19 protein-coding genes are annotated in these 21,043 nt (G+C 51.7%); 1 reads left to right on the top strand and 18 read right to left on the bottom strand.

Going from position 1 to position 21,043, the window contains the following annotated elements; genetic code table 11:
* The 18 genes from fliR to ACFVYJ_RS10560 all read right to left on the bottom strand — a co-directional run bounded on the left by fliR (position 1) and on the right by ACFVYJ_RS10560 (position 16,725).
* The gene (fliR, locus tag ACFVYJ_RS10475) at positions 1-780 is read right to left on the bottom strand and encodes a flagellar biosynthetic protein FliR (protein WP_419415032.1); all 780 of its coding nucleotides are present in this window, start codon (positions 778-780) and stop codon (positions 1-3) included.
* Positions 781-783: 3 nt separating this feature from the next.
* Positions 784-1,053, bottom strand: coding sequence for a flagellar biosynthesis protein FliQ (gene fliQ / locus ACFVYJ_RS10480; RefSeq protein ID WP_419415031.1), 270 nt, complete (start codon positions 1,051-1,053; stop codon positions 784-786).
* A gap of 29 nt (positions 1,054-1,082) precedes the next feature.
* Positions 1,083-1,820, bottom strand: coding sequence for a flagellar type III secretion system pore protein FliP (fliP, locus tag ACFVYJ_RS10485; protein ID WP_419415030.1), 738 nt, complete (start codon positions 1,818-1,820; stop codon positions 1,083-1,085).
* Positions 1,813-2,208: a flagellar biosynthetic protein FliO gene (fliO, locus tag ACFVYJ_RS10490; RefSeq protein WP_419415029.1), complete on the bottom strand. Its 396-nt coding sequence runs from the start codon at positions 2,206-2,208 to the stop codon at positions 1,813-1,815. Before fliO ends, fliP begins: the two co-directional genes overlap by 8 nt.
* A 41-nt stretch (positions 2,209-2,249) precedes the next feature.
* Entirely contained in the window at positions 2,250-2,693 is a 444-nt protein-coding gene (gene fliN, locus ACFVYJ_RS10495) for a flagellar motor switch protein FliN (RefSeq protein WP_419415028.1), read from the bottom strand.
* A 27-nt stretch (positions 2,694-2,720) separates the two neighbouring features.
* Complete coding sequence (gene fliM / locus ACFVYJ_RS10500; RefSeq protein WP_419415027.1) at positions 2,721-3,701, bottom strand: flagellar motor switch protein FliM; 981 nt, start codon at positions 3,699-3,701, stop codon at positions 2,721-2,723.
* Between the two features lie 35 nt (positions 3,702-3,736).
* Entirely contained in the window at positions 3,737-4,264 is a 528-nt protein-coding gene (locus ACFVYJ_RS10505) for a flagellar basal body-associated FliL family protein (protein ID WP_419415026.1), read from the bottom strand.
* 145 nt (positions 4,265-4,409) lie between these two features.
* Positions 4,410-6,134, bottom strand: a complete 1,725-nt coding sequence (locus ACFVYJ_RS10510; protein ID WP_419415025.1) for a flagellar hook-length control protein FliK — start codon at positions 6,132-6,134, stop codon at positions 4,410-4,412.
* 79 nt (positions 6,135-6,213) lie between these two features.
* Positions 6,214-6,657, bottom strand: a complete 444-nt coding sequence (gene fliJ / locus ACFVYJ_RS10515; RefSeq protein ID WP_419415024.1) for a flagellar export protein FliJ — start codon at positions 6,655-6,657, stop codon at positions 6,214-6,216.
* 3 nt (positions 6,658-6,660) lie between these two features.
* Positions 6,661-8,019, bottom strand: a complete 1,359-nt coding sequence (gene fliI, locus ACFVYJ_RS10520) for a flagellar protein export ATPase FliI (protein WP_419415023.1) — start codon at positions 8,017-8,019, stop codon at positions 6,661-6,663.
* Positions 8,003-8,779 (bottom strand): FliH/SctL family protein, encoded by a 777-nt coding sequence (locus ACFVYJ_RS10525; RefSeq protein ID WP_419415022.1) that lies wholly within the window; start codon positions 8,777-8,779, stop codon positions 8,003-8,005. The genes fliI and ACFVYJ_RS10525 overlap by 17 nt, the downstream gene beginning before the upstream one ends.
* 91 nt (positions 8,780-8,870) lie before the next feature.
* On the bottom strand, positions 8,871-9,884 hold the full coding sequence (gene fliG, locus ACFVYJ_RS10530) for a flagellar motor switch protein FliG (RefSeq protein ID WP_419415021.1): 1,014 nt from the start codon (positions 9,882-9,884) through the stop codon (positions 8,871-8,873).
* Complete coding sequence (gene fliF, locus ACFVYJ_RS10535; protein WP_419415020.1) at positions 9,874-11,541, bottom strand: flagellar basal-body MS-ring/collar protein FliF; 1,668 nt, start codon at positions 11,539-11,541, stop codon at positions 9,874-9,876. The genes fliG and fliF overlap by 11 nt, the downstream gene beginning before the upstream one ends.
* Positions 11,542-11,558: 17 nt before the next feature.
* Positions 11,559-11,915 (bottom strand): flagellar hook-basal body complex protein FliE, encoded by a 357-nt coding sequence (gene fliE / locus ACFVYJ_RS10540; RefSeq protein ID WP_419415019.1) that lies wholly within the window; start codon positions 11,913-11,915, stop codon positions 11,559-11,561.
* 177 nt (positions 11,916-12,092) lie between these two features.
* Entirely contained in the window at positions 12,093-12,722 is a 630-nt protein-coding gene (locus tag ACFVYJ_RS10545; protein ID WP_419415018.1) for a 3'-5' exonuclease, read from the bottom strand.
* A 2-nt stretch (positions 12,723-12,724) separates the two neighbouring features.
* Positions 12,725-14,554, bottom strand: coding sequence for a putative nucleotidyltransferase substrate binding domain-containing protein (locus ACFVYJ_RS10550; RefSeq protein ID WP_419415017.1), 1,830 nt, complete (start codon positions 14,552-14,554; stop codon positions 12,725-12,727).
* 80 nt (positions 14,555-14,634) lie between these two features.
* Complete coding sequence (locus tag ACFVYJ_RS10555) at positions 14,635-16,434, bottom strand: sodium:solute symporter family protein (protein ID WP_419415016.1); 1,800 nt, start codon at positions 16,432-16,434, stop codon at positions 14,635-14,637.
* 30 nt (positions 16,435-16,464) lie between these two features.
* Positions 16,465-16,725 (bottom strand): DUF4212 domain-containing protein, encoded by a 261-nt coding sequence (locus tag ACFVYJ_RS10560; protein ID WP_419415015.1) that lies wholly within the window; start codon positions 16,723-16,725, stop codon positions 16,465-16,467.
* Positions 16,726-17,076: 351 nt separating this feature from the next.
* On the opposite strand from ACFVYJ_RS10560, the gene ACFVYJ_RS10565 reads away from it, so the two are divergent.
* On the top strand, positions 17,077-21,018 hold the full coding sequence (locus tag ACFVYJ_RS10565; protein ID WP_419415014.1) for a NahK/ErcS family hybrid sensor histidine kinase/response regulator: 3,942 nt from the start codon (positions 17,077-17,079) through the stop codon (positions 21,016-21,018).
* Positions 21,019-21,043 lie beyond the last annotated feature (25 nt).

The raw sequence follows: 21,043 nt of genomic DNA on the forward strand, positions 1-21,043 counted from the left end.
TCACACCCCGTGCAGCAGTTGTTCAATGTAATCCAGAGCAAAACCAGAAATCCGCATATATTGCCCCAGAAAACCGCCCAGGTTGATCCAGTTAATAAACAAACCCAACACCATAGTGAACGGAAAGCCTATCGCCAAAATGTTCAACTGAGGTGCCGCTCGCGACATAATGCCAAACGTCATATTCACCACCAGCAACGCCGTCACCGCAGGCAGCGCCATCAACAATGCCGCAGAAAACATCCAGCTACCCGATATAGCAATCTTCCATAGCATCGGCCCAGTCAGACCACTCATCGCTACCGGCAACACATCAAAGCTGCGCACAATCACCTCAACCAGTACCAGATGACCATTCAGCGCAATAAACAACATCATCACCATAGTGATATAAAACTGGCTTAGCATCACCACGGGTACGCCATTGGCCGGATCACTCACAGAGGCAAAACCCAAACCCATCTGCGTTGCAATCATCTGCCCGCCCAGCACAAATATCTGAAAGAACAACTGAAACATGAACCCCAGCGCTCCGCCGATCAGAATCTGCTGCGCAATGATGATCCAGGATTGCGCATCCAGGCCGGTAAAAGGCGGCATCGCTGGCAAGAGAGGCGCGGTAATTAAGGTAATAGACAGCGCCAGCATCAGGCGCACTCGAGCCGCCACCATCTGCCCGCCTATTAGCGGTACCGCCATAAAAAAAGCCGCTATACGGAATAACGGCCAGAGATAAACTGCCACCCATTGTTCGATCTGCAGCAGGCTGATATCAAACATGGGTTATCCAATCAGATAGGGAATGTTTTTCGCTAACCGAATGAAGTGCTCGGTTAACTGGGTGAGTATCCAGGGTCCTGCCCACATAATCACCAGCAGGGTAATAATCAAACGCGGCAAGAAACTCAGGGTCTGCTCGTTAATCTGCGTAGCTGCCTGAAAAGTAGACACCACCAAACCCACCATCAGGCTAGGTAAAATAATGATGGTGACCAGCAGCACGATCAGCCAGAACGCCTCTCCGAATATACCCAGTACCACTTCTGGGGTCATAGCAGCTCTCCCGGATTGCAGTTATCCCACTATAGCCCAAAGCTCGCAGCCAATGTACCAATCACCAGCGCCCAGCCATCGACCAGCACAAACAGCATAATTTTGAACGGCAACGAGATAATCACCGGCGACAGCATCATCATACCCATCGCCATCAAAATACTGGCCACAACCAGGTCGATAATCAGGAAGGGGACAAACAGCATAAAGCCGATCTGAAATGCCGTTTTTAACTCACTGGTAACAAATGCCGGCACCAACACACTAAAAGGTACTTGGTCAGGATTCTCAACTGCCGGGGTATCAGAGATGCGCATGAACAGTTCCAGATCACTTTCCCGGGTTTGCATCATCATAAATTCCCGGAACGGGCCACTACCCTGCTCAAGCGCAGCCACCAAACCGATCTCTGCATTCATATAGGGCTGCACCGCACCCTCATATACCTGATCCAACACCGGTGTCATGATAAACAGGGTCAGAAACAGCGCAATACCTACCAAAATCTGATTGGAAGGCGTTTGTTGCAAGCCGAGCGCCTGACGCAAAATAGAAAACACAATAATAATGCGGGCAAATGACGTCATCATCATGACCATTGCTGGCAGGAACGTCAGCATAGTCATCAACGCAAGGATCTGAATCGTTACGCTGTAGTTTGTCTCGCCATCCTCTGTGGTGGTAACACTGACAGCTGGGATACCCACATCGGCCGCCTGCACCAGCATAGGCAGCATGCCAAGCAGCAATAGCAGAACTCTAATCATGCGGTGTTCGCCTTTGCATCACTTCGGCCAATTTTGCCGCAAAAGCGGGCGTGACCGGCTCTGCCTGAGTAATCACCGGCTCATCGAATTGGGTCAACAGATTCACCCGGCCCGGCGCTACACCAAGTAACAGTTGCTGCTTACCGACCTCCACCAACACGGCCTTTTCCCGACTGCTAAGCGGCAACACCGCCAGTACTCGCATCTGACGATTCATCGGGGCCAGACCGGAGAAACGCTTAACCAGCCACCCCAGCAGCAGAATCATACCCAGCACCAAACCTAACCCCAGCAATAACTGAGTAATCGCTGCGGCTGAAAAAGGCTCCTGATAGGCAGGCCTAGCACTGACTGCAGTTGAAGCTGTTTCTGCCAACACCAGCGGCATGAGCAGCACAGAGAAAAGAAAGGTTATTATCCGCATCAGTGTTATTTCAGGCGACGGATCCGCTCTTGCGGACTGATAACATCGGTCAAACGAATGCCATAGCGATCATTCACCACCACGACTTCGCCATGGGCAATCAGGGTGCCATTTACCATCACATCAAGAGGCTCACCTGCTACCCGATCAAGTTCAATCACTGAACCCTGTGTGAGCTGCAGCAGGTTACTAATAGGAATATCTGTCTGACCGACTTCCATGGATAAGGTGACCGGTATGTCCAGAATAACGTCCAGCTTCGGATCTGAAACCGGCGCACCTTCATCTTTTAATTCGGCCAGCTGTACTTTTTCGTCACTCACGCCAGTGGCTTTGAGCAACTCATCAGGATCAATCTGCTCCTGCGCGCCATCATCAGTTTGTTCTTCCAGCGCAGCGGCCCACTCATCAGCCAGCGCCTGCTGGTCCTGATCTGCATCATCACTCATGAATCACACCCTTATTGCCTTACAGGCTTATTTTCGACGTACCACCTGACCCTGAATTTTCAGCGCCAGATTGCCACGAGACTGACCGAGTTTACAGGTAAAAACCGGTACTTTATTGGCTTTAAGCTCAAACATTTCCGGCAATTCAACCGGAATAATATCACCCGCTTCCAGTTCTAGCACATCCCGCAAAGTCATCTCCTGATGGGCTATTGTCATCTCAACCGGCAGATGCGCCATTAAAATGTCACGCTGCAAAGCAGTCTGCCAACGCTCATCACGTTCATCTTCACTGCTCTGGAAACCAGAAACCAGAAGGTCTCGAATGGGCTCCAGCATCGAATAAGGCATCGCAACATGGAACTCACCGGACCCCCCCTCAAGATCGACTTGGAATGAACTGACCACCACCACTTCAGTGGGATTGATGACGTTGGCCATTGCCGGGTTCATCTCATGACCCATATGTTCGAATGACAGATTTTTGACAGGCCGCCAAGCGTCTTCAAGATCAAGGAAAAATTGTTCCAGAGTTTTCTGAATCAACCGGGTTTCAGTCGGGGTAAACTCTCGCCCTTCAATTTTGGCATGCCGACCATCACCACCAAAGAAGCTGTCCACCAGTTTAAAAACCAGCTTGGCATCCATAATAAACAATCCGGTCCCGCGCAATGGCGGTACTCGGATCAGGTTCATACTGGTGGGAACATACAGGGTATGGATATAGTCGCCGTACTTCATCACCTGGACACCGCCGACGGTGACATCGGCTTCGCGGCGTAACAGGTTAAATAGACTGATGCGGGTATAACGGGCAAACCGTTCGTTGATCATTTCCAGGGTCGGCATACGGCCACGAACAATACGTTCGTGACTGGCAAGGTCATATACGCGCACCTCGCCATCATCGAGATCTTCTACTTCTTCAGAAGTATCGACATCGCCATCATCGACACCATGCAATAACGCATCGATCTCGTCCTGTGACAGCAGATCTTTAACCGACATTTAGGCCAAACCCCCAACAACCGCCATGGGCAACCTCATTGCATCACAAAATTGGTAAAGAGAATGGTTTCCACCCCGGGCTTGCCGATTTTTTCCTGCATCAGTTCACGCACCAGATCAGTCGCCGCCTGACGCAGGGCAATCTTACCCTCAATCGACTGTAACTCTTGGAAGCGCTGGGTTTGAAACAGGGCATTCAGTCGAGCAACAACCAATGGCATATGCAATTCCAAGGCATCCGCAACCTGCTGCTCGCGACTTTTCGCTTCCACATACAGCTGCATGTAATGTGGCCGCTGATCCTGAGACTGCAGGGTTACCACAAACATCGGCTTACCTTCTTTAGTCCGCACCTTGGTGTAAATTGCGTCGGCTTTCTCAGGCTTGGCGGGCTCCATATTTTCTGCGGTCTCCGGCTCAGACCCCAGCAGAAAAAAAGCCACAGCGGCACCGCCACCACCCACCAACAATATTCCCACAATCAACGCTATAATCAGCAGCAGCTTGGATTTTTTCTTGCCTTCCCCGCCTGCGTCTTCGGTGGCTTCTTCTGCTTCCGCCATTACCCGTTACCTTCAACCTTTAATCTGGTTATCGCGAACTAATACCTACCGCAAGCGGTAGAATTTCAGCCTACTATAACACACTGATTTTACGGCTGAACAAAGTAAAAAATTGATGCTCACTTAGTGTAACGAATGCAATGATTCAGGCGTAATAATCGACCAAACTCACATTACGTGCTGCCTGTAGCGGCACATCCGCCAACTCATCACCATCCTGACTGCCGGAATCTGCACCGGCATAAGACTGTTCAGCCAGTTGCTGTGCTGCCTCGCCTCGGCTTTCACCTGAGGACTGATCAGACACCGATGAATCCTGCAATGCCAACCCCTGCTCTGCAAACATCTCACGCAGGCGCGGCAAACTTTGCTCTACCGCATCCCTGACATGCGCATGGGGTGAAGAAAAGCTCAGGCTAACCTGATCCTGATTCATCTGTACTCGTATCTGAAGCGCGCCAAGCTCTGGTGGGTCAAGACGAATCTCGGCAGTACGGGCACCATTGGCGACCAGCAACATAGCCCTTTCACCCAGCGCATTCTGCCAAGCCGGGGTATTCATACGCATTTGATTAGGCATCATCAACGTATGCGATTCCGTCAGCGTCTTCTGCGTTTGTGTTGGCTGGCCCAGACCGGCTGAAGTATAGGTGTCTACCGCCACCACAGAACCCGCTTCTGTTCGTTGCTGGGAAGTCGCCGTATCTGCAGCCTGTTTCATTGCCGCCACACTACGCAGCAATGCCTGACTATTTTCCAAGTTCAGCTCCAGCTTTTTGCCCAGAGTAGGCAGTACCGGCAGATCAGATGACACAGTATTCGCCGACACGCGGCTATTAGCGTCACCCTCCTGGCGGCCAGTGACCACTTGCTCACCCACAATCTGGGTAACACCCGATTCCCGGACCTGGCCTTTCACCAACTCGGACGCCTGAGCAGAGACCTGGGGCTGAGCAGCCGCTTCTCGGCCAGCCGCCAGCACAGCACTATGCAGTGCAGCCTGTTCATTAGCTTTAGTTGTCAATGCGGCTACCGCCTGCTCGGAAGCATGCAAAGGTGCCTGCGACGGGCGCTCACGAGTAATGGGAGGTTCTGCCTCAGCATCATCAGCTACAGCCTGAGCATTTCCCGGCAACGGTGATTGCGGCACCACTTCGGGCGCAGTATCTGCACCTGACTGGGCGGCATTATTTAAAACCTGCTGATCATCACCCTCGGGTGGCACAGACGTTTGTGACTCAGCGGTTAGCAAAACATTCGGCCGCTCTGAACTACCTTCAGGCTGCTCAGACCCCATTATTGGCGTTAATACCTCTGGCTCTGCCACCACAACCGGGGCAGGTACCTCAGGAGTACCTGGCAATTGTGCTTCAGAGTCTGGTCTGGCAGCAGCATCTCGCAGAGCTCCGGCAGCAGGAGTCACCAGATCATCCCGTAAAACTGCAGCAGCTGGCTGACCGGCGACATCCGGCAATTCAGGAAGCGACGGCACCGCATCAGCGGCTTGATCTAACGCTGGCGCAGTCGTTTGCTGCAACAGCCGGGAAATTTCAGCGGCAAGTCCAGCTAATTCATCAGCGCCCTTTGCTCCTTGCTGCTCTAGCAGTAAGGCAAGCTGCTCAAGCTGTTGCTGCAATAACTCAGGCTGCGGCAGTTCCGATAACGGCAACCCAGCGCCACCTTGCGGCAACATTTCGCCGTTCACCAAGGTTGCAGGCAACTGCCCCTCGGCCACCATCTGATTCAATAACGCGCCAAATCCCGTGACAAGATCGGTCGCTGCAGCCCCGCCACTCTGCGACTGACTTAACATTGATAGATCCAGTGAGAGCAAACCGCCAAGCGCTGGAAGAGAGACCTGCTGATTCATTGCCGTTTCCCATTTGACAAACCTGCCAATAAATCAGCAAAAAAGAGGCCAACTGTTTACAGGTTAGGCAATAGAGAGGTTAAATAAAGTCTGGGCGATGCAACTGAGCGCGTTCATCAATTTGCTTCTGCAGGGCTTTATCGTGCGCTTTCTGTTCTGCACTGCGCACCTGATCAGTCAATTTCTCGATCCCTTTGAAACGGGCATACATCGCCTGCCAATGTTTTTCTACCGCTTCAAGTTCTCGTGTTTGATGCTCAATAGCCTGAACCTGGGCCTGCCGCGCAGCTTCCAGCTTTTGAATAAAAGCTTGCTGGATTTGCAGCTGAGCACCGGTCGCTCCGGCGGCATTGTTACCCATATAGAGTTCACGATACTCCAGCAAATAGCGATCAAGCTGCTCCAGCGTAGCCTGGCTTTTGATCAGGCTTTGCCGGCTATTAGCCAGAAACTGTTCGGCCTGCTGCTTCTTTTTTTCCGCCAGGTTAAGTACCAATTCAAGGCGACGTGATCGCTGTGTCATGGCTTAGCCTCCCGGCGCCGCTGGTTCAGGCTCTGGTGGTGGCGTTAATACATTGACCAAATGCTGCAGCGAGTCCAATAACGGCGTTTTCTCCTGCATTCCCTGACACAAAAAGCCACGCACTGCAGGCAAGGTCTGCATCACAAAATCGGTATCCGGATCACTGCCCGGCACATAAGCACCCACATTAATCAGGTCTTCATTTTGGCGATAGCGGGATAGTTGGCGCTTGAAGCGCAACGCCGTTGCCAGATGCTCTGGCGCCACAATCTGCGGCATGGCACGACTGATCGAGCTTTCGATATCAATTGCAGGATAATGCCCCTGCTCTGCCAGTTGCCGTGACAACACCACATGCCCATCAAGTATCGCCCGGGCAGCATCGGCTACCGGATCTTGCTGATCATCGCCCTCGGTCAGCACTGTATAAAATGCAGTGATTGAACCACCTCCGGTTTTGCCATTCCCGGCACGCTCGACCAGCTTGGGTATTTTGGCAAAAACGGAAGGCGGATAACCTTTGGTAGCGGGCGGTTCACCAACGGCCAGTGCGATCTCACGCTGCGCTTGGGCATAGCGGGTGAGCGAGTCCATAAGTAGCAGAACATTCTTGCCCTGGTCGCGAAAGTATTCAGCAATACGAGTCGCCAACTGCGAGGCTCTGAGGCGCATTAATGGCGAATCATCGGCAGGAGAGGCCACCACCACCGAGCGTTTCAAGCCCTCGGCACCCAGACTGTGATCAATAAACTCTTTGACTTCACGGCCACGCTCACCGATCAGACCTACCACAATGATGTCGGCTTCGGTAAAGCGGGTCATCATGCCCAGCAGCACCGATTTACCGACACCACTACCGGCAAATAAGCCCATTCGCTGACCCCGACCGACAGTCAGCAATGCATTAATCGCCCTAACACCGACGTCCAGAGTTTGTTCAATGGGGGCTCGCTGCAACGGATTAATAATCTCACCACCCAGAGCAACTTTAGCCTCAGACTGCAGCGCACCGAGACCATCTATCGGATTACCAACACCGTTTAAAATTCGCCCCAGCAGGTTCATACCCACTGGCACCGCACCACTATCATGACCGGCAACAACACGCGTACCTGCATGCAAACCTTCCACGGGGTACAGCGGCATCAGATAGATACGATCACCGGAAAAACCCACTACTTCCGCTTCTATTTGGCCGCCACCCGGACGTTCGATATAGCAACACTCACCAACAGCGGCACGAATACCAACGGCTTCAAGGGTCAAACCAATCATACGGGTAATACGCCCCTGCACATGAGGACGGGGAGGCTGCAACGGCACAGCGGCCAGTTGCTGCAGGCGCTCAAGCAGAGGTGTCATCAGCCTGATCTGCCTTGCTGCTTAATTGAGCCAACAACTGTTCGGCAACCTGAGTGAAACGTGTTTCAACTTCGTGCGACACTAGACTGTTCAGAGTTTTCAAACGAAAGCCACCCGGCTGCATCGACTCATCGGGGAGTAACTGCAAACCGGCGGTCAGGCTGTCGCTCAATGGTTTAATCCACTCTATATCCTTCGGATTTAGCACTAGCTCAACTTCGCCCAGAGGTTCTGGAATTTGCGTGAGCGCCTCGCGAATAGCATTGGCAATCACGCTCGGCCTAGTCGCCAATTCATGCCCAACCACCGTACGCGACAACTGCAACACCAGATTTAACAGCAAGGTTTCCATACTGGCTTGCTGGCCTGTGACAGGTGCCAGCAACTGCTGCAACATCTGCTCAAGTTGTGCATGATGTTGCCTGATTTCACTCTCTGCAGCAGACAATCCAGCCTGATAACCTTCATCCTGACCCTGTTTGATACCTTGCAGACGGCCTTCTTCCAGCCCCTGAGCGCGCCCCTCCTCCAATCCAGCAACCAACCCTTCGAGGCGGGCATTTTCCCGAATAGATTCAAGCTCAGTCAGGGTCACTCGGTCTTGGCTAAACTCGCCTTCTGTGACCTTAACAGATCCACCTGTACCTGCCTGCTGCAGCCCGACTGACAACGGACTAGCCATATCAGGCAGCTCCCAGCCCTGAACAGCAACCGCCTCAGAAGCACGAATTCGTTTGTATTTGCTATCTTCTTGGGACATCACTTTACGGACAACACACAATCAGGAAGGTTTAACGGCACCCCTTTCGGGCACCCCAGGTCAGACACTGATAATGCCAGAGGATGGCCGATCAGACCATCTCTTCGCCACCGCCACCCAGCACAATTTCACCGTCATCTGCCAGGCGTCGGGCCACTGCGAGAATCTCTTTCTGGGCGGTTTCAACTTCGCTAACACGCACCGGACCCTGCGCTTCAAGATCATCACGCAACAATTCAGCCGCACGCTTAGACATATTGCGGAAGATTTTCTCCTGCAATTGCACATCCGCCCCCTTAAGGGCCACCACCAGCACGTCAGTTGCAATCTCACGCAGAATTGCCTGGATGCCTCGGTCTTCAACATCCATCAAGTTGTCAAACACAAACATCATGTCAGAGATAGTAGACGCCAGAGTTTCATCGGTTTCACGGATCGCATCCATCAATTCAGCTTCAAGCGTGGAATCGATAAAGTTCATGATATTGGCGGCAGACTTCACCCCGCCCAGCGTAGCAGTACTCGCACCACCAGCGCCGGCAAACTGCCGTTCCAGAATATCATTCAGTTCCTGCAAGGCCTGCGGCTGAATACGATCCAGCGCCGCCACACGCATCAGAATATCGAGTCGCACCTTATCATCAAAACAGGACAACACACCGGCGGCGGCATCCGGTTCAAGGTACGCCACCACAACCGCCTGAATCTGCGGGTGCTCATAACGAATAATTTCACTGATCTGACGCGGTTCCATCCAGCGCAATGTATCAAGGCCAGAAGTGTTGGTACTTAACAGAATACGATCAAGTAGAGTTTTGGCTTTCTCTTCACCTAACGCCTGGTTCAGCATTGCCCGGATATATACATCGTTATTGATACCTATACCGGTCTGGTCACTGACCAAACCAAGAAAATCACCAACAACAGATTCGACTTTGGACTGTGGCACATTATTCAGCTGAGCCATTGCCTGGCCAATCATCTGAACTTCTTTTGGCCCCATATGCTTAAGAATTTCCGCCGCATCAGTTTCACCCAAACTGATCAGCAGAATGGCGGCTTTTTCAATATCACCCAGAGCTTCGGTTTTAACGTCATCGCTCATCAACAGTAACCCACTGTTTAACGGCCTGCGCTACACGAGCCGGATCTTCTGCCACCATGCTACGAATTGCATTGATTTGGTAATCATAGCTCTCATTCGGCGTTGGCAGCAGATCGTCGTCACTACCAAAGGTCACCTGCTCGGAGGAGAACTCACCACTTTCCAGGCCTTCAATTTCGGCGGATACATCCCCTGCCGAACCCAGCCCAGAGGTACGGTTCGCGGTACCTGCCACTGCCAGATTACGCATAATCGGCCGCAAAATACCGAACACCAACAACAACACAAACACCACTGCAAGCAGCTGCTTACTCAGATCCCAGATCCAGTCCTGCTTCCAAAATGGCGCATCTTCAACCTGAATAGGCTGCTCCACCACAAAGGGTGTATTTACCACATTAACGCTATCGCCCCTTAACGCAGAAAAACCTACAGCATCCTGCACCAGAATTTTAAGCCGCGCCAGCTCGTTAGCATCCCAGGGCACTCGCGCAACTTCACCACTCTCCGGATTGGCGCGGGACAGATCATCCACCACCACAGCAACGGTCAGACGGCTGATTTTACCCATTTGGTGCTTGGTATAACTGATGGTTCGATCCAATTCATAATTACGCGTTGCCTGTTTTCGCGCGGACTCCGGCTGACCAGCAGCCCCCTGACCACCTGTTGCAGCATTAGCCACTTCTGGCACTGAGCTAGGCCCTGGCGGCTGATTGGACAGTGCCCCCGGCACTCCACCTGCTGCATTAGCACCCACTTTAGACTCATCCAGCGTCTGCTCACTGCGCAGCGCAGGCAGATCAGGGTTATACAGTTCGTCGGTCTGCTCGATCGCCGTAAAATCAACATCAGCGGATACTTCGGCGCGAAATTTCCCCATGCCCACTACCGGCTGCAAGATACTGTTTACCCGGTTGAGCAGAGTCTCCTCCATGCTGCGGGTATATTCCATCTGCTTGGCGGCCAGCACCACATCAATATCTTTATCCCGACTATTAAGCAGACGCCCTTTCTGGTCCACCACGGTTACATCTTTAACATCCAGCTCAGGGACACTGGTGGACACCAGGTTAGCAATAGAAGCAACCTGGTCCGGCTCCAGTCGCCGACCGGAGAACAGCTCCAAAAACACGGATGCTTTCGGTCGGCGTGACTGACGTATAAATGCCGACTCTTTAGGGATCGCCAGATGAACCCTGGCATTGCGTACTGCAGTGATACTGGCGATAGTGCGCGCCAACTCACCCTCTAGACCACGACGATAACGCGCCGTTTCCATAAACTGACTCGTGCCAAGACTCTGCTCCTGATCCAGAATCTCCAGCCCTACTGTCTTATCGGCTGTAAAACCTTCTGCTGCCAGCTTCAGTCTGGCCTTATGCACATACTCTTCCGGCACCAGGATTGCACGACCCGAAGCATCAAACTGATAGGGCACACCAAACATCTGCAGCTGCTCAATAATCTGATTGGCATCGGCAAAGTTAAGATTACTGAATAACACCCGCTGCTCAGGCTTCTGCGACCACAATACCACCGCAAACCCAATTGCTACGCTGGCTGCAAGACCGACCATGAGACCAAACTGCCGCATGATACTCAGACGGTTGAAGCCCTGGAGCGGACTGCCTTTCAGATTTGCACTATCAGCCACTGATCAATTACTCCCTATCAGATCGACATTTTCATGATGTCTTCGTAGGCCGTAACCAAACGATTTCTAACCTGCGTCATTGCCTGAAAGGACACAGACGCCTTTTCCGCGCTCAGCATTACCTGTGGTAGATCAACCATAGGGTCACCACGCTCAAACGCTTGCGCCAAATTTTTGGCAGTCTGTTGCGCATCATTAACCTGATCAACCGCATTCTTCAGAATGGTGCCAAATTCAGTTCGCTCTGGCTGCTGAATACCCGGCTGACCAGCCGGAGACTGGATGGGTGCAACCGCCGACGATGCACTCTGAACTTGCGACTGAATCGTCCGCATCTGGGCCAGAACACTATTAATATCTGCTCTATCTACCATCACATCCACCAAAACGGCAATTTATTGACATTATAATTCGCTAAAATGGGGCTACAAGCCTAAAACGACTCTAGAATGTCATTTTTTTGGCTAATGAGGAAGAACTTTTCCTCAACAAGGGTAGAAAATGCAAAAAACGAGCCATAGCTCGTTTATTTTTTGACGAATAGTTAAAACTTAACAATCGGCTTCTGGCGGTTCACCATACTTCAACCGTAAAAACATCAATGCCACTGTCAATGCATCACCAATCGCCGTATGCCGCTCCATCATCGGCACATCCAACTTGCGGGAGATCGTATCAAAACGCAGATCAATATTACCGCCCACCGACTTCCACTTAATGATGTCATGGTATACATGAGACAACTCGATAGACTTGTTCGGCAAGCCAAAGCCATACTTAGGCCGCAAATACTTATCCAACATCCGAATGTCATAATTAACGTAGTAACCGAGCACCGGACGATTACCAACAAAGTCCAACACTCTTTCCAGCGCTTCTTCGAGAGCAATACCCCCTACAAGATCAGTACCACGTAATTTATGAATCTTAATCGACTCGCCATCCAGTGACTCAGGCGGCTCTAATTTCAGATCCAGCCGGTCACTGGTCAGCACCCGCCGACCTTTTATTTTCACCGCGCCAATGGAGATTATTTCACCCTTACTGACATCTAGACTGGTCGTCTCACAATCCAACGAGACAACTTCGTCACCATCATAAGGCTGAAATAGATGCGCATAGGGACCGGTTTTATGCTGGTAGCGGTCTTTGATCTTCTGGAAGGTTCTTGGAATGATCATAATCAATTCCCCAGGTGATACCTCAATTCAAGATGCTTCTTAAATTTTTTCACAACATGCAGAGCATCACGCAACAGATCACGCTCCATTTTGTTTAGCTCCTGCAAGTCGATGTTATTTGGCGTTTTATCCTGGCCATCTTCACTGGCTTCCATGCGTTTAATCTGCTGGTTCAATCGCAACTGAATAAACAGGCTTAAGGCCTCGGTCAGATCCTGTCCCTGCCTTGTCTCCAACACCCCTTGCTCGACCATCTCTTCTAATCGAAAAAAGGTATTCGTTGCCCGAATCCGGCACTCCAATGCCATGGTCCGCAGACCGTGCACAATGGGAAAAATCCCCCCTTTTTTAATATCCAGCTGCCCTTTGTCTTTCAGGTTACCGAAAAAGGTCAATGGCGTATCAAACTCAAGCGAAGCCTTGGCAAAGTGCGAAAAAAACACATCATTATTACGTAAATGACGCATAAACCAGTTTCGTGCCGCCTTAAAAATAGCGGGATTACCCGCCACAGGTTTGGCATCCACAGCAATGGCCAGATTCATCTGCGACTGACCATCAAACTTACCGGCCCAATCAGCCAGCATAGCGGTCCATTCACTTAGCGATTTAACCCAGGCCGGATTGGAAACCATGATATTGCCGGGACAAGGCGGGAAACCAAAATCGATCAAGGTCCGACTGAAATTATTTAACGCCTCCTGCATCCCGGGCCACACCAAGCCATCACGGTATATCACCGCATTATCCTGGTCCGTTTTCATGATCTGCTCACCCCGCCCCTCGGACCCCATCACTACCAGACACACATGCGGCTGCATATCTGCGGGAATTGTCAGATCAAACAGCTTAGCCATAATACGACCATTCATGGCTGCCAGCAGGTCCATGGCAAAACGGGTTTTAACGCCATGAGACACCAGCGCCCGAATTAAGTCATCCAGGCCAAAGGCCGCCTCTTTAAGGTCGTCAATGGTCTGAGCCCGCTCGATACGCAACCCAATCACATGGGAGTGACTGGAGAAATAGCTCAAGACATCTGTCAGCTCCACGACACCACTGAGAATGTCATGCTGCATCACCACTAAGCGTTCAATCTGCTGCTGCGTCATCAAAATCAACGCATTAAACAGATAGTCACCAGGCTTAATAGTGATCAAGCGATAGCTGGCAATATCCGCCACAGGCGTCACCAACGGCAACTCTTGGACGATGATTGCGTCCAGCAAATCGGTCCCGGTAACCATGCCATAACGGTTACCTTTTTTAACCAACAGGCAGTCGGATTTCTTCTCCCGCATCAGCATGGTCGCCTCACGGATCGAAGTACCTTCCAGAATAATTAACGGCTCCCGCACCAGGCTGTCAGACACCTTGGCAAGCATAAACTCCGCCATATCCTGATCACTGCCGTGCTGCGCGACAATCTCTGATTTTGCCGTCAGGTTTTGCTGAAAATAATCAGCAAACATACTGTTGCTGGACATGAGGTCCAACAATGTTTTGGTCGGCAGAAGATGACAGATAGTCTCTTCTTCGGCGATAAAATTATGGATCGCCTGACCTCGAATGGCCGACCAGGCGCCAAAATAATCTTCATTGGTATAGTGCATAAACACATGCTGAGCTGCCTCTTCACCCGGCTCAGCCACCTCACTTTCAACCACCTTTCCTTTCAAAATAACAAACACGCCCTCTGGCTCATCCCCTGCTGCCAGCAGGGTTTCACCTTTCTGGTAGTAGCTGATGTCCAGACTGGAAGCCAATAGCTTTTGCTCGCGCGGATCCAGCAAACTAAACGGCAAATTTGTCATTTTGAAAGAATCAGACATCTACATCCTCCGCAAAGATTAAAAAAGGGCGCACCAACCTATGCTGGGCGCCCTTGTCAGGCTATAGACTAGCTACATACTTAGTGACTGTGTGCTTCACCAGCACCACGTGGGATACGCAGATCTTCTACGATATCCTGGATTTCCTGTGGTGGTTCAGCTGTTGCCATGGAAACCACAGCACCAACAACGATGTGCAGAACTGCACCCACAGTACCGAAGCCACCTGGAGAGATACCCATGAAGTACTCGGCAGGCGTACCACCGGCGAAGGCGAAGTAGTACATGTAAGCCATAGTTGAAACCAGACCTACCAACATACCAGCGATTGCACCCGCAGAGTTATGACGCTTCCAGAAGATACCCAGGATAATAGCTGGGAATACGGAGGCACATGCCAGACCGAACGCCAACGCCACTACCTGAGCCACAAACCCTGGCGGATTTATACCGAAGTAACCCGCAATACAGATCGCAACGATCGCCGCAAGACGGGCATACAGCAGCTCCTGCTTCTCACTGATATTCGGATTAATGGTTTTCTTCATCAAGTCATGCGCGATCGCCGTGGAGATTACCAGCAGCAGACCCGCCGCCGTCGACAATGCCGCAGCAACCGCACCTGCAGCAACCAGGGCGATTACCCAGTTTGGCAGCTGTGCGATGTCCGGGTTAGCCAGTACCATGATGTCACGATCAACATAGACTTCGTTGGCAAATGGCTGTTTAGACGCATCGAAACCTGGATCAGAGATAGCGTTGTCAGTCAGACGCTCATCATTCTCACCACGACCGTCGATGAAGCTAGGCTTGCCGGCGAATGCCGCACCAGCAGAATACTGTACTCTGCCATCACCGTTACGGTCCTGCCATGCCAGCAGACCGGTGTTTTCCCAGTTTTTAAACCAGGCAGGCATTTCAGCGTAAGCAGTACCTGAGTTATCTGTACCGTTCAGGGTCTGGATCAGGTTTACACGACCAAAACCAGCAACACCTGGAACCGCGGTGTACAGCAGCGCAATGAACACCAGCGCATAGCCAGCAGAGATACGCGCATCTTTAACACGAGGCACAGTGAAGAAACGTACGATAACGTGTGGCAGACCCGCAGTACCGCACATCAGTGCAACGGTCAGGCAGAAGATATCCAGCGTGGATTTCTTACCGGCCGTGTATTGGGCAAAACCCAGGTCCATTGACAACTGATCCAGCGTCGCCAGAACAGACATACCGTTGTCCAACGTCGCACCCAGACCAATTTGCGGCAAGATGTGACCGGTAACCTGCGCAGACAGGAACAGAGCAGGTACGGTGAATGCCAGAATCAGTACGCAGTACTGAGCTACCTGAGTGTAGGTAATACCTTTCATGCCACCCAGTACGGCGTAGAAGAATACAATCGCCATACCGATGATGACACCGGTGTTGATATCAACGTGCAGATAACGAGAGAACACGATACCTACACCACGCATCTGACCTGCCACATAGGTGAAGGAGATAACGATAGTACAGACAACCGCGATGGTACGTGCAGTCTGGGAGTAGTAACGGTCACCGATAAAATCAGGCACAGTGAACTTACCGAACTTACGCAGGTAAGGCGCCAGCAGCAGTGCCAGAAGCACGTAACCACCGGTCCAGCCCATCAGGTAAGCAGAACCGTCGCGGCCGATGAAAGACACCAGGCCCGCAAGGGAGATAAACGATGCAGCAGACATCCAGTCAGCAGCAGTCGCCATACCGTTGGCAATCGGCGGCACACCACCGCCAGCAACGTAGAATTCTTTAGTGGATCCAGCACGCGCCCATATCGCAATACCGATATAGAGTGCAAAAGAACCACCGACAAACAAAAATGTTAATGCATCAAGACTCATAGCAATGCCGTCCTATCAGAACTTTTATTGTTATTCGTGAACGTCATACTTCTCGTCAAGCTTGTTCATGCTGTACACATAGGTCCAGATCAAGATGACGAAAACGAAGATGGAACCCTGCTGGCCAAACCAGAAACCCAGTGGGAAACCGAAGAACGGGATCTCATTAAGCTGTTCCACAAACAAGATTGCACAGCCATAGGAGACTGCGAACCAGATCACGAGGTGAGTCATAATGATGCGCAGATTTTCGCGCCAATAGGCTTGCGCCTGTTCATTACTAATTGACATGACACCATCCTTATTTTTTTTATCTAACTTAGATGAATTTAGAGAAGACACGCAGAGATTATCAAAGGCATTGATCAAACAAAGCACAACTTTAGTCGATTCAACGACTAATGGATGATAACGGCCTGCCCTGGCCTACTCTCAGCACCACGCTAATGCGGCCTGAATGTGTGACATTAGAGGGCCGCCCAGCCGCCGACAAGCTATACATAAGTCTAAAGCCCTTGTGCTCGGATACCTTCCTGCCGTAAAACTCAAAGTAGCGCCTGCAAAACAGGTACACTTAGCCGTCTTTGGACATTATTATTTTGATGCTGGCCATGCCCAGCGCACTGCTGACAGGTGGATTCTATGCTTTCCGGCTGGTCAATTATTCTGATCTCCCTGACCTACCTGGGACTACTGTTTGCGATCGCCTATTACGGTGATAATCGAGCGCAACAGCATAACCGCATCATCAGCTCCCCTATTATCTATTCCCTGTCATTAGCGGTGTATTGTTCGTCCTGGACCTTTTACGGTGCGGTTGGCCGAGCCACTACGCATGGCTGGGAGTTTCTGGCCACGTACCTTGGTCCAGTATTAGTTTTTATCTTTGGCTGGCACCTGCTGGAAAAAATGATTCTGATCAGCAAACAGCAGAACATCACCAGCATTGCCGACTTTATTGCGTCTCGCTATGGCAAAAGCCAAGCCCTAGCCGTATTAGTGACAGTCATTGCGGTCATCGGCACCCTGCCCTATCTGGCACTGCAACTCAAAGCCGTAGCAATCAGTTTTAATGCCCTGACCCCCGCAACTGATGCTGCCCTCAGTAAAGGCAGCGACACCGCTCTGTTTGTGGCGCTACTGATGGCCGTGTTCGCCATCCTGTTTGGTACTCGCCATATTGATGCGACAGAGCACCACCAGGGCTTGGTGCTCGCTGTTGCATTTGAGTCGATCATCAAACTGACTGCGTTCATCGCGGTCGGCTTATTCGCTGTGTTTCAGGTATTTGATGGCGTGGAGGACACCCTGCTAGAGGTCAGCCACCAACTTAGCACCAACCTACAATACAGCGGCATGCTACAAGAGAGTTTCTTCACCCAGTCCTTGCTGGCCTGCGCCGCCATCATCTGCCTGCCGCGCCAGTTCCATGTGATGATCGTTGAAAACACCAACTCCAGCCACCTGAAAGTCGCCCGCTGGTTATTCCCCCTCTACTTGATTGTCCTGGCGATGTTTGTGCTGCCGATTGCTGTCGCTGGCATGCAACAACTGGATGGTAGCGGTATTGATGCGGACACCTATGTCTTGATGCTGCCACTTAGCCTAGGCGCGAACGAACTGGCAACCTTTGCTTTTATTGGCGGTCTATCCGCTTCCACCAGCATGGTGATCGTGGCCAGTATTGCCCTGGCCATTATGGTCTGCAACGACATTATTATGCCGCTACTACTGCGCATCTCTTGGCTACACCTTAATGGCAATCAAGACCTTGGCGCCCTGCTGCTGAAGGTTCGCCGCATCACCATTCTTGGCCTGATGCTACTGGCTTATTTCTACTACCGCATACTGGGTGAGCAATTTCCACTGGCCTCCCTGGGCTGGCTGGCGTTTGTTGCCACCACCCAGTTCCTGCCCGCCATCATAGGCGGCATCTATTGGAAAGGCGGGTCTCGGTATGGCGTATTTGCAGGCCTTGCCGGGGGCTTTGCCCTGTGGCTTTATACTCTCGTATTACCAGCCTTCAGTGAAGCTGGCCTGATCGGCCCACAATTTTTAGGTAGCGGCATCTTTGGCATCGACTGGCTACAGCCAACTGCACTCTTTGGTTTATCCGGTTTTGACGCGCTGGCACATGGCGTATTCTGGAGCCTATCGGTAAATACCGCGCTGTATATTCTGATATCACGCCGCTCAAACCTGCGCCTTGAAGATCGCATGCAGGCCAGCGCGTTTGTCGACATCTACAACAACAGCCTGCTGGAAACACCACAGCAGTATGGCCAGGTAACTGTTGGCGACCTACAGCTACTGACTGAACGCTTTCTCGGCATCAGCCGCACTCAGCACTCCCTGACCGGATTTTTCCTGCAGCGGGGTGAAGAACCACCGTTGTCTGGCGACAAGGCTACCCCGGAACTGGTGCAGTTCTGTGAACGCCTGCTGGCTGGCGTCATCGGCTCTTCCTCTTCCCGTATCGTGCTGGCCTCCACCCTGCGCGGCAAGGATATGCAACTAGGTGATGTGGTTAGCATTGTCGATGAAGCCTCCGAAGCATTGCGCTTCAACCGTTCACTGCTGCAATCCACTATCGAAAATATCAGTCTGGGCATCAGCGTGGTAGATCAGCAGATGCGACTGGTTGCCTGGAACCGGGTCTATATCGACATCTTCAACTACCCGGACGGACTGGTTTGTGTGGGCCGACCGATCGAAGAAGTTTTCCGCTATAACGCCATTAAGGGGGAATATGGCCCGGGCAGTCCGGACGAGCAGGTACGTAAACGACTGCAACTGCTCAAGTCCGGCAAACGGCATAGTTACGAACGTTTTCGGCCTGACGGCACCGTCCTGGAAGTACGCGGCAACCCGCTACCTAACGGCGGTTACGTCAATACCTATATGGATATCACTGAGCACAAAGATATTGCCGAAGCACTGCGCGAAAGCGAGCAGAACATTCGTATCTACACCGACAATGTGCCGGTACTGATCGCTTACTTGGATCCTGAACGGCGCTACCTGTTTGTCAATCGCGCATATGCCAATGCCTTTGGCATGGAACGGCATCAGATTATAGGCAAACCCTGCAACCAGATATTGCCGGCTGAACAATATGCCTACCGTAGCCCGTTTATTACCGCAGCGCTGGAAGGCAAACGCCAGCGCTTTGAAACCAAACTATTCAAACCTGACGGCAGCATGCGTTATGTCGAAGTCACCTATATCCCGCATATCGGCGAATACGGTGATGTGCTTGGCTATTTCACGCTGTATCAGGACATAACCGAACGCCGCCAAGCTGAGCTCGCACTGCAGGAAACCAACGAAACGCTTGAGCAGCGGGTTCGAGAACGTACCCACGCCCTGTCTGTGGTCAACAAAGAGCTACGCAAAGAGAACACCATTCGCTCGCTTATGGAGGATGAACTGCGACAGGCTAAGGGCGATGCTGATGATGCCAACCTGGGTAAAACCCGCTTTTTAGCCGCGGCCAGCCATGACCTTTTACAGCCATTGAATGCCGCACGCTTATTCGCTGCTGCTCTGGCGCAGCAAAGTCACAGTGGAGAAACACAGGAACTGGTAGACAACTTGGATGGCTCACTCAAAGCAGCAGAAGAACTTATCACTGCGCTACTGGATATATCCAAGCTCGATGCCGGCGCACTAGAGCCAAACATCACAGATTTCTGTTTGAGCGAGCTGCTAAATGGTCTCAGTCAGGACTACAAAGCACTGGCAGCGAAAAAATTCCTAAACTTCCGCAGTGTCACCAGCCATCAGGTGATCCGCTCAGATCAGCAGCTGTTGCGTCGGGTACTGCAAAACTTTCTCTCCAACTCGGTCCGTTATACCCAGCACGGCCGCATTTTACTGGGCTGCCGTTTACTGAAAGGTCAGCTGCGCCTGGAAGTATGGGACACCGGCGTTGGCATCCCAGAGAATAAACTACAGGAAGTTTTTGAAGAGTTTCGCCGAATCGACAACCCGAAACACTCTGAAGTAAAAGGACTAGGTCTGGGACTCGCCATTACCGAGCGTATCGCACGGATACTGAAACACAAACTCAATGTCCGTTCCTGGCCCGGTAAAGGCACAGTATTCAGCATTGAAGTGCCCTTGGGAGACCCGGCAAAAGCCAGCAAACCAAAACCAGAACAACGTGGCTGGATTCGCAGCAAAGGCCTCAACGGGATACATATACTGGTGATCGATAACGAGACTAAAATCTTGCAGGGCATGTCAGCTCTGCTGCAGGGCTGGTCTTGCGAAGTCAGCACTGCGGCATCCATGCAGGCGGCCCTGAATCTACCCCATACACTGGCAGCGCCACCAGATATCATTTTGGCCGATTACCATCTATCAGAAACAGAAACAGGTGTGATGACCCTTAATGCACTGGCCAAACACTGGCAACACGAAATACCGGCCATTGTAATCACGGCTGACCGAACAGACGAAGTCAAACAAGAAGTAGAGGCCTGTGGTGCACTACTGCTGACAAAACCGGTCAAACCCGCCGCCCTCCGAGCGATGATCAGCAAACTGTTGAGTCAGACACGAGTGACAGAAACCGGCTGACTTAGCCGGTTGATTTGATAACGAC

It is taken from the genome of Pontibacter sp. JAM-7 (genome assembly GCF_048548695.2).
GTDB lineage: Bacteria > Pseudomonadota > Gammaproteobacteria > Pseudomonadales > Balneatricaceae > Neptuniibacter.

Excerpts from the sequence above, each read along its gene's own strand:
- fliR (WP_419415032.1), bottom strand. The coding sequence starts at position 780 with ATGTTTGATATCAGCCTGCTGCAGATCGAACAATGGGTGGCAGTTTAT.
- fliQ (WP_419415031.1), bottom strand. The coding sequence starts at position 1,053 with ATGACCCCAGAAGTGGTACTGGGTATATTCGGAGAGGCGTTCTGGCTG.
- fliP (WP_419415030.1), bottom strand. The coding sequence starts at position 1,820 with ATGATTAGAGTTCTGCTATTGCTGCTTGGCATGCTGCCTATGCTGGTG.
- fliO (WP_419415029.1), bottom strand. The coding sequence starts at position 2,208 with ATGCCGCTGGTGTTGGCAGAAACAGCTTCAACTGCAGTCAGTGCTAGG.
- fliN (WP_419415028.1), bottom strand. The coding sequence starts at position 2,693 with ATGAGTGATGATGCAGATCAGGACCAGCAGGCGCTGGCTGATGAGTGG.
- fliM (WP_419415027.1), bottom strand. The coding sequence starts at position 3,701 with ATGTCGGTTAAAGATCTGCTGTCACAGGACGAGATCGATGCGTTATTG.
- ACFVYJ_RS10505 (WP_419415026.1), bottom strand. The coding sequence starts at position 4,264 with ATGGCGGAAGCAGAAGAAGCCACCGAAGACGCAGGCGGGGAAGGCAAG.
- ACFVYJ_RS10510 (WP_419415025.1), bottom strand. The coding sequence starts at position 6,134 with ATGAATCAGCAGGTCTCTCTTCCAGCGCTTGGCGGTTTGCTCTCACTG.
- fliJ (WP_419415024.1), bottom strand. The coding sequence starts at position 6,657 with ATGACACAGCGATCACGTCGCCTTGAATTGGTACTTAACCTGGCGGAA.
- fliI (WP_419415023.1), bottom strand. The coding sequence starts at position 8,019 with ATGACACCTCTGCTTGAGCGCCTGCAGCAACTGGCCGCTGTGCCGTTG.
- ACFVYJ_RS10525 (WP_419415022.1), bottom strand. The coding sequence starts at position 8,779 with ATGTCCCAAGAAGATAGCAAATACAAACGAATTCGTGCTTCTGAGGCG.
- fliG (WP_419415021.1), bottom strand. The coding sequence starts at position 9,884 with ATGAGCGATGACGTTAAAACCGAAGCTCTGGGTGATATTGAAAAAGCC.
- fliE (WP_419415019.1), bottom strand. The coding sequence starts at position 11,915 with ATGGTAGATAGAGCAGATATTAATAGTGTTCTGGCCCAGATGCGGACG.
- ACFVYJ_RS10545 (WP_419415018.1), bottom strand. The coding sequence starts at position 12,722 with ATGATCATTCCAAGAACCTTCCAGAAGATCAAAGACCGCTACCAGCAT.
- ACFVYJ_RS10550 (WP_419415017.1), bottom strand. The coding sequence starts at position 14,554 with ATGTCTGATTCTTTCAAAATGACAAATTTGCCGTTTAGTTTGCTGGAT.
- ACFVYJ_RS10555 (WP_419415016.1), bottom strand. The coding sequence starts at position 16,434 with ATGAGTCTTGATGCATTAACATTTTTGTTTGTCGGTGGTTCTTTTGCA.
- ACFVYJ_RS10560 (WP_419415015.1), bottom strand. The coding sequence starts at position 16,725 with ATGTCAATTAGTAATGAACAGGCGCAAGCCTATTGGCGCGAAAATCTG.
- ACFVYJ_RS10565 (WP_419415014.1), top strand. The coding sequence starts at position 17,077 with ATGCTTTCCGGCTGGTCAATTATTCTGATCTCCCTGACCTACCTGGGA.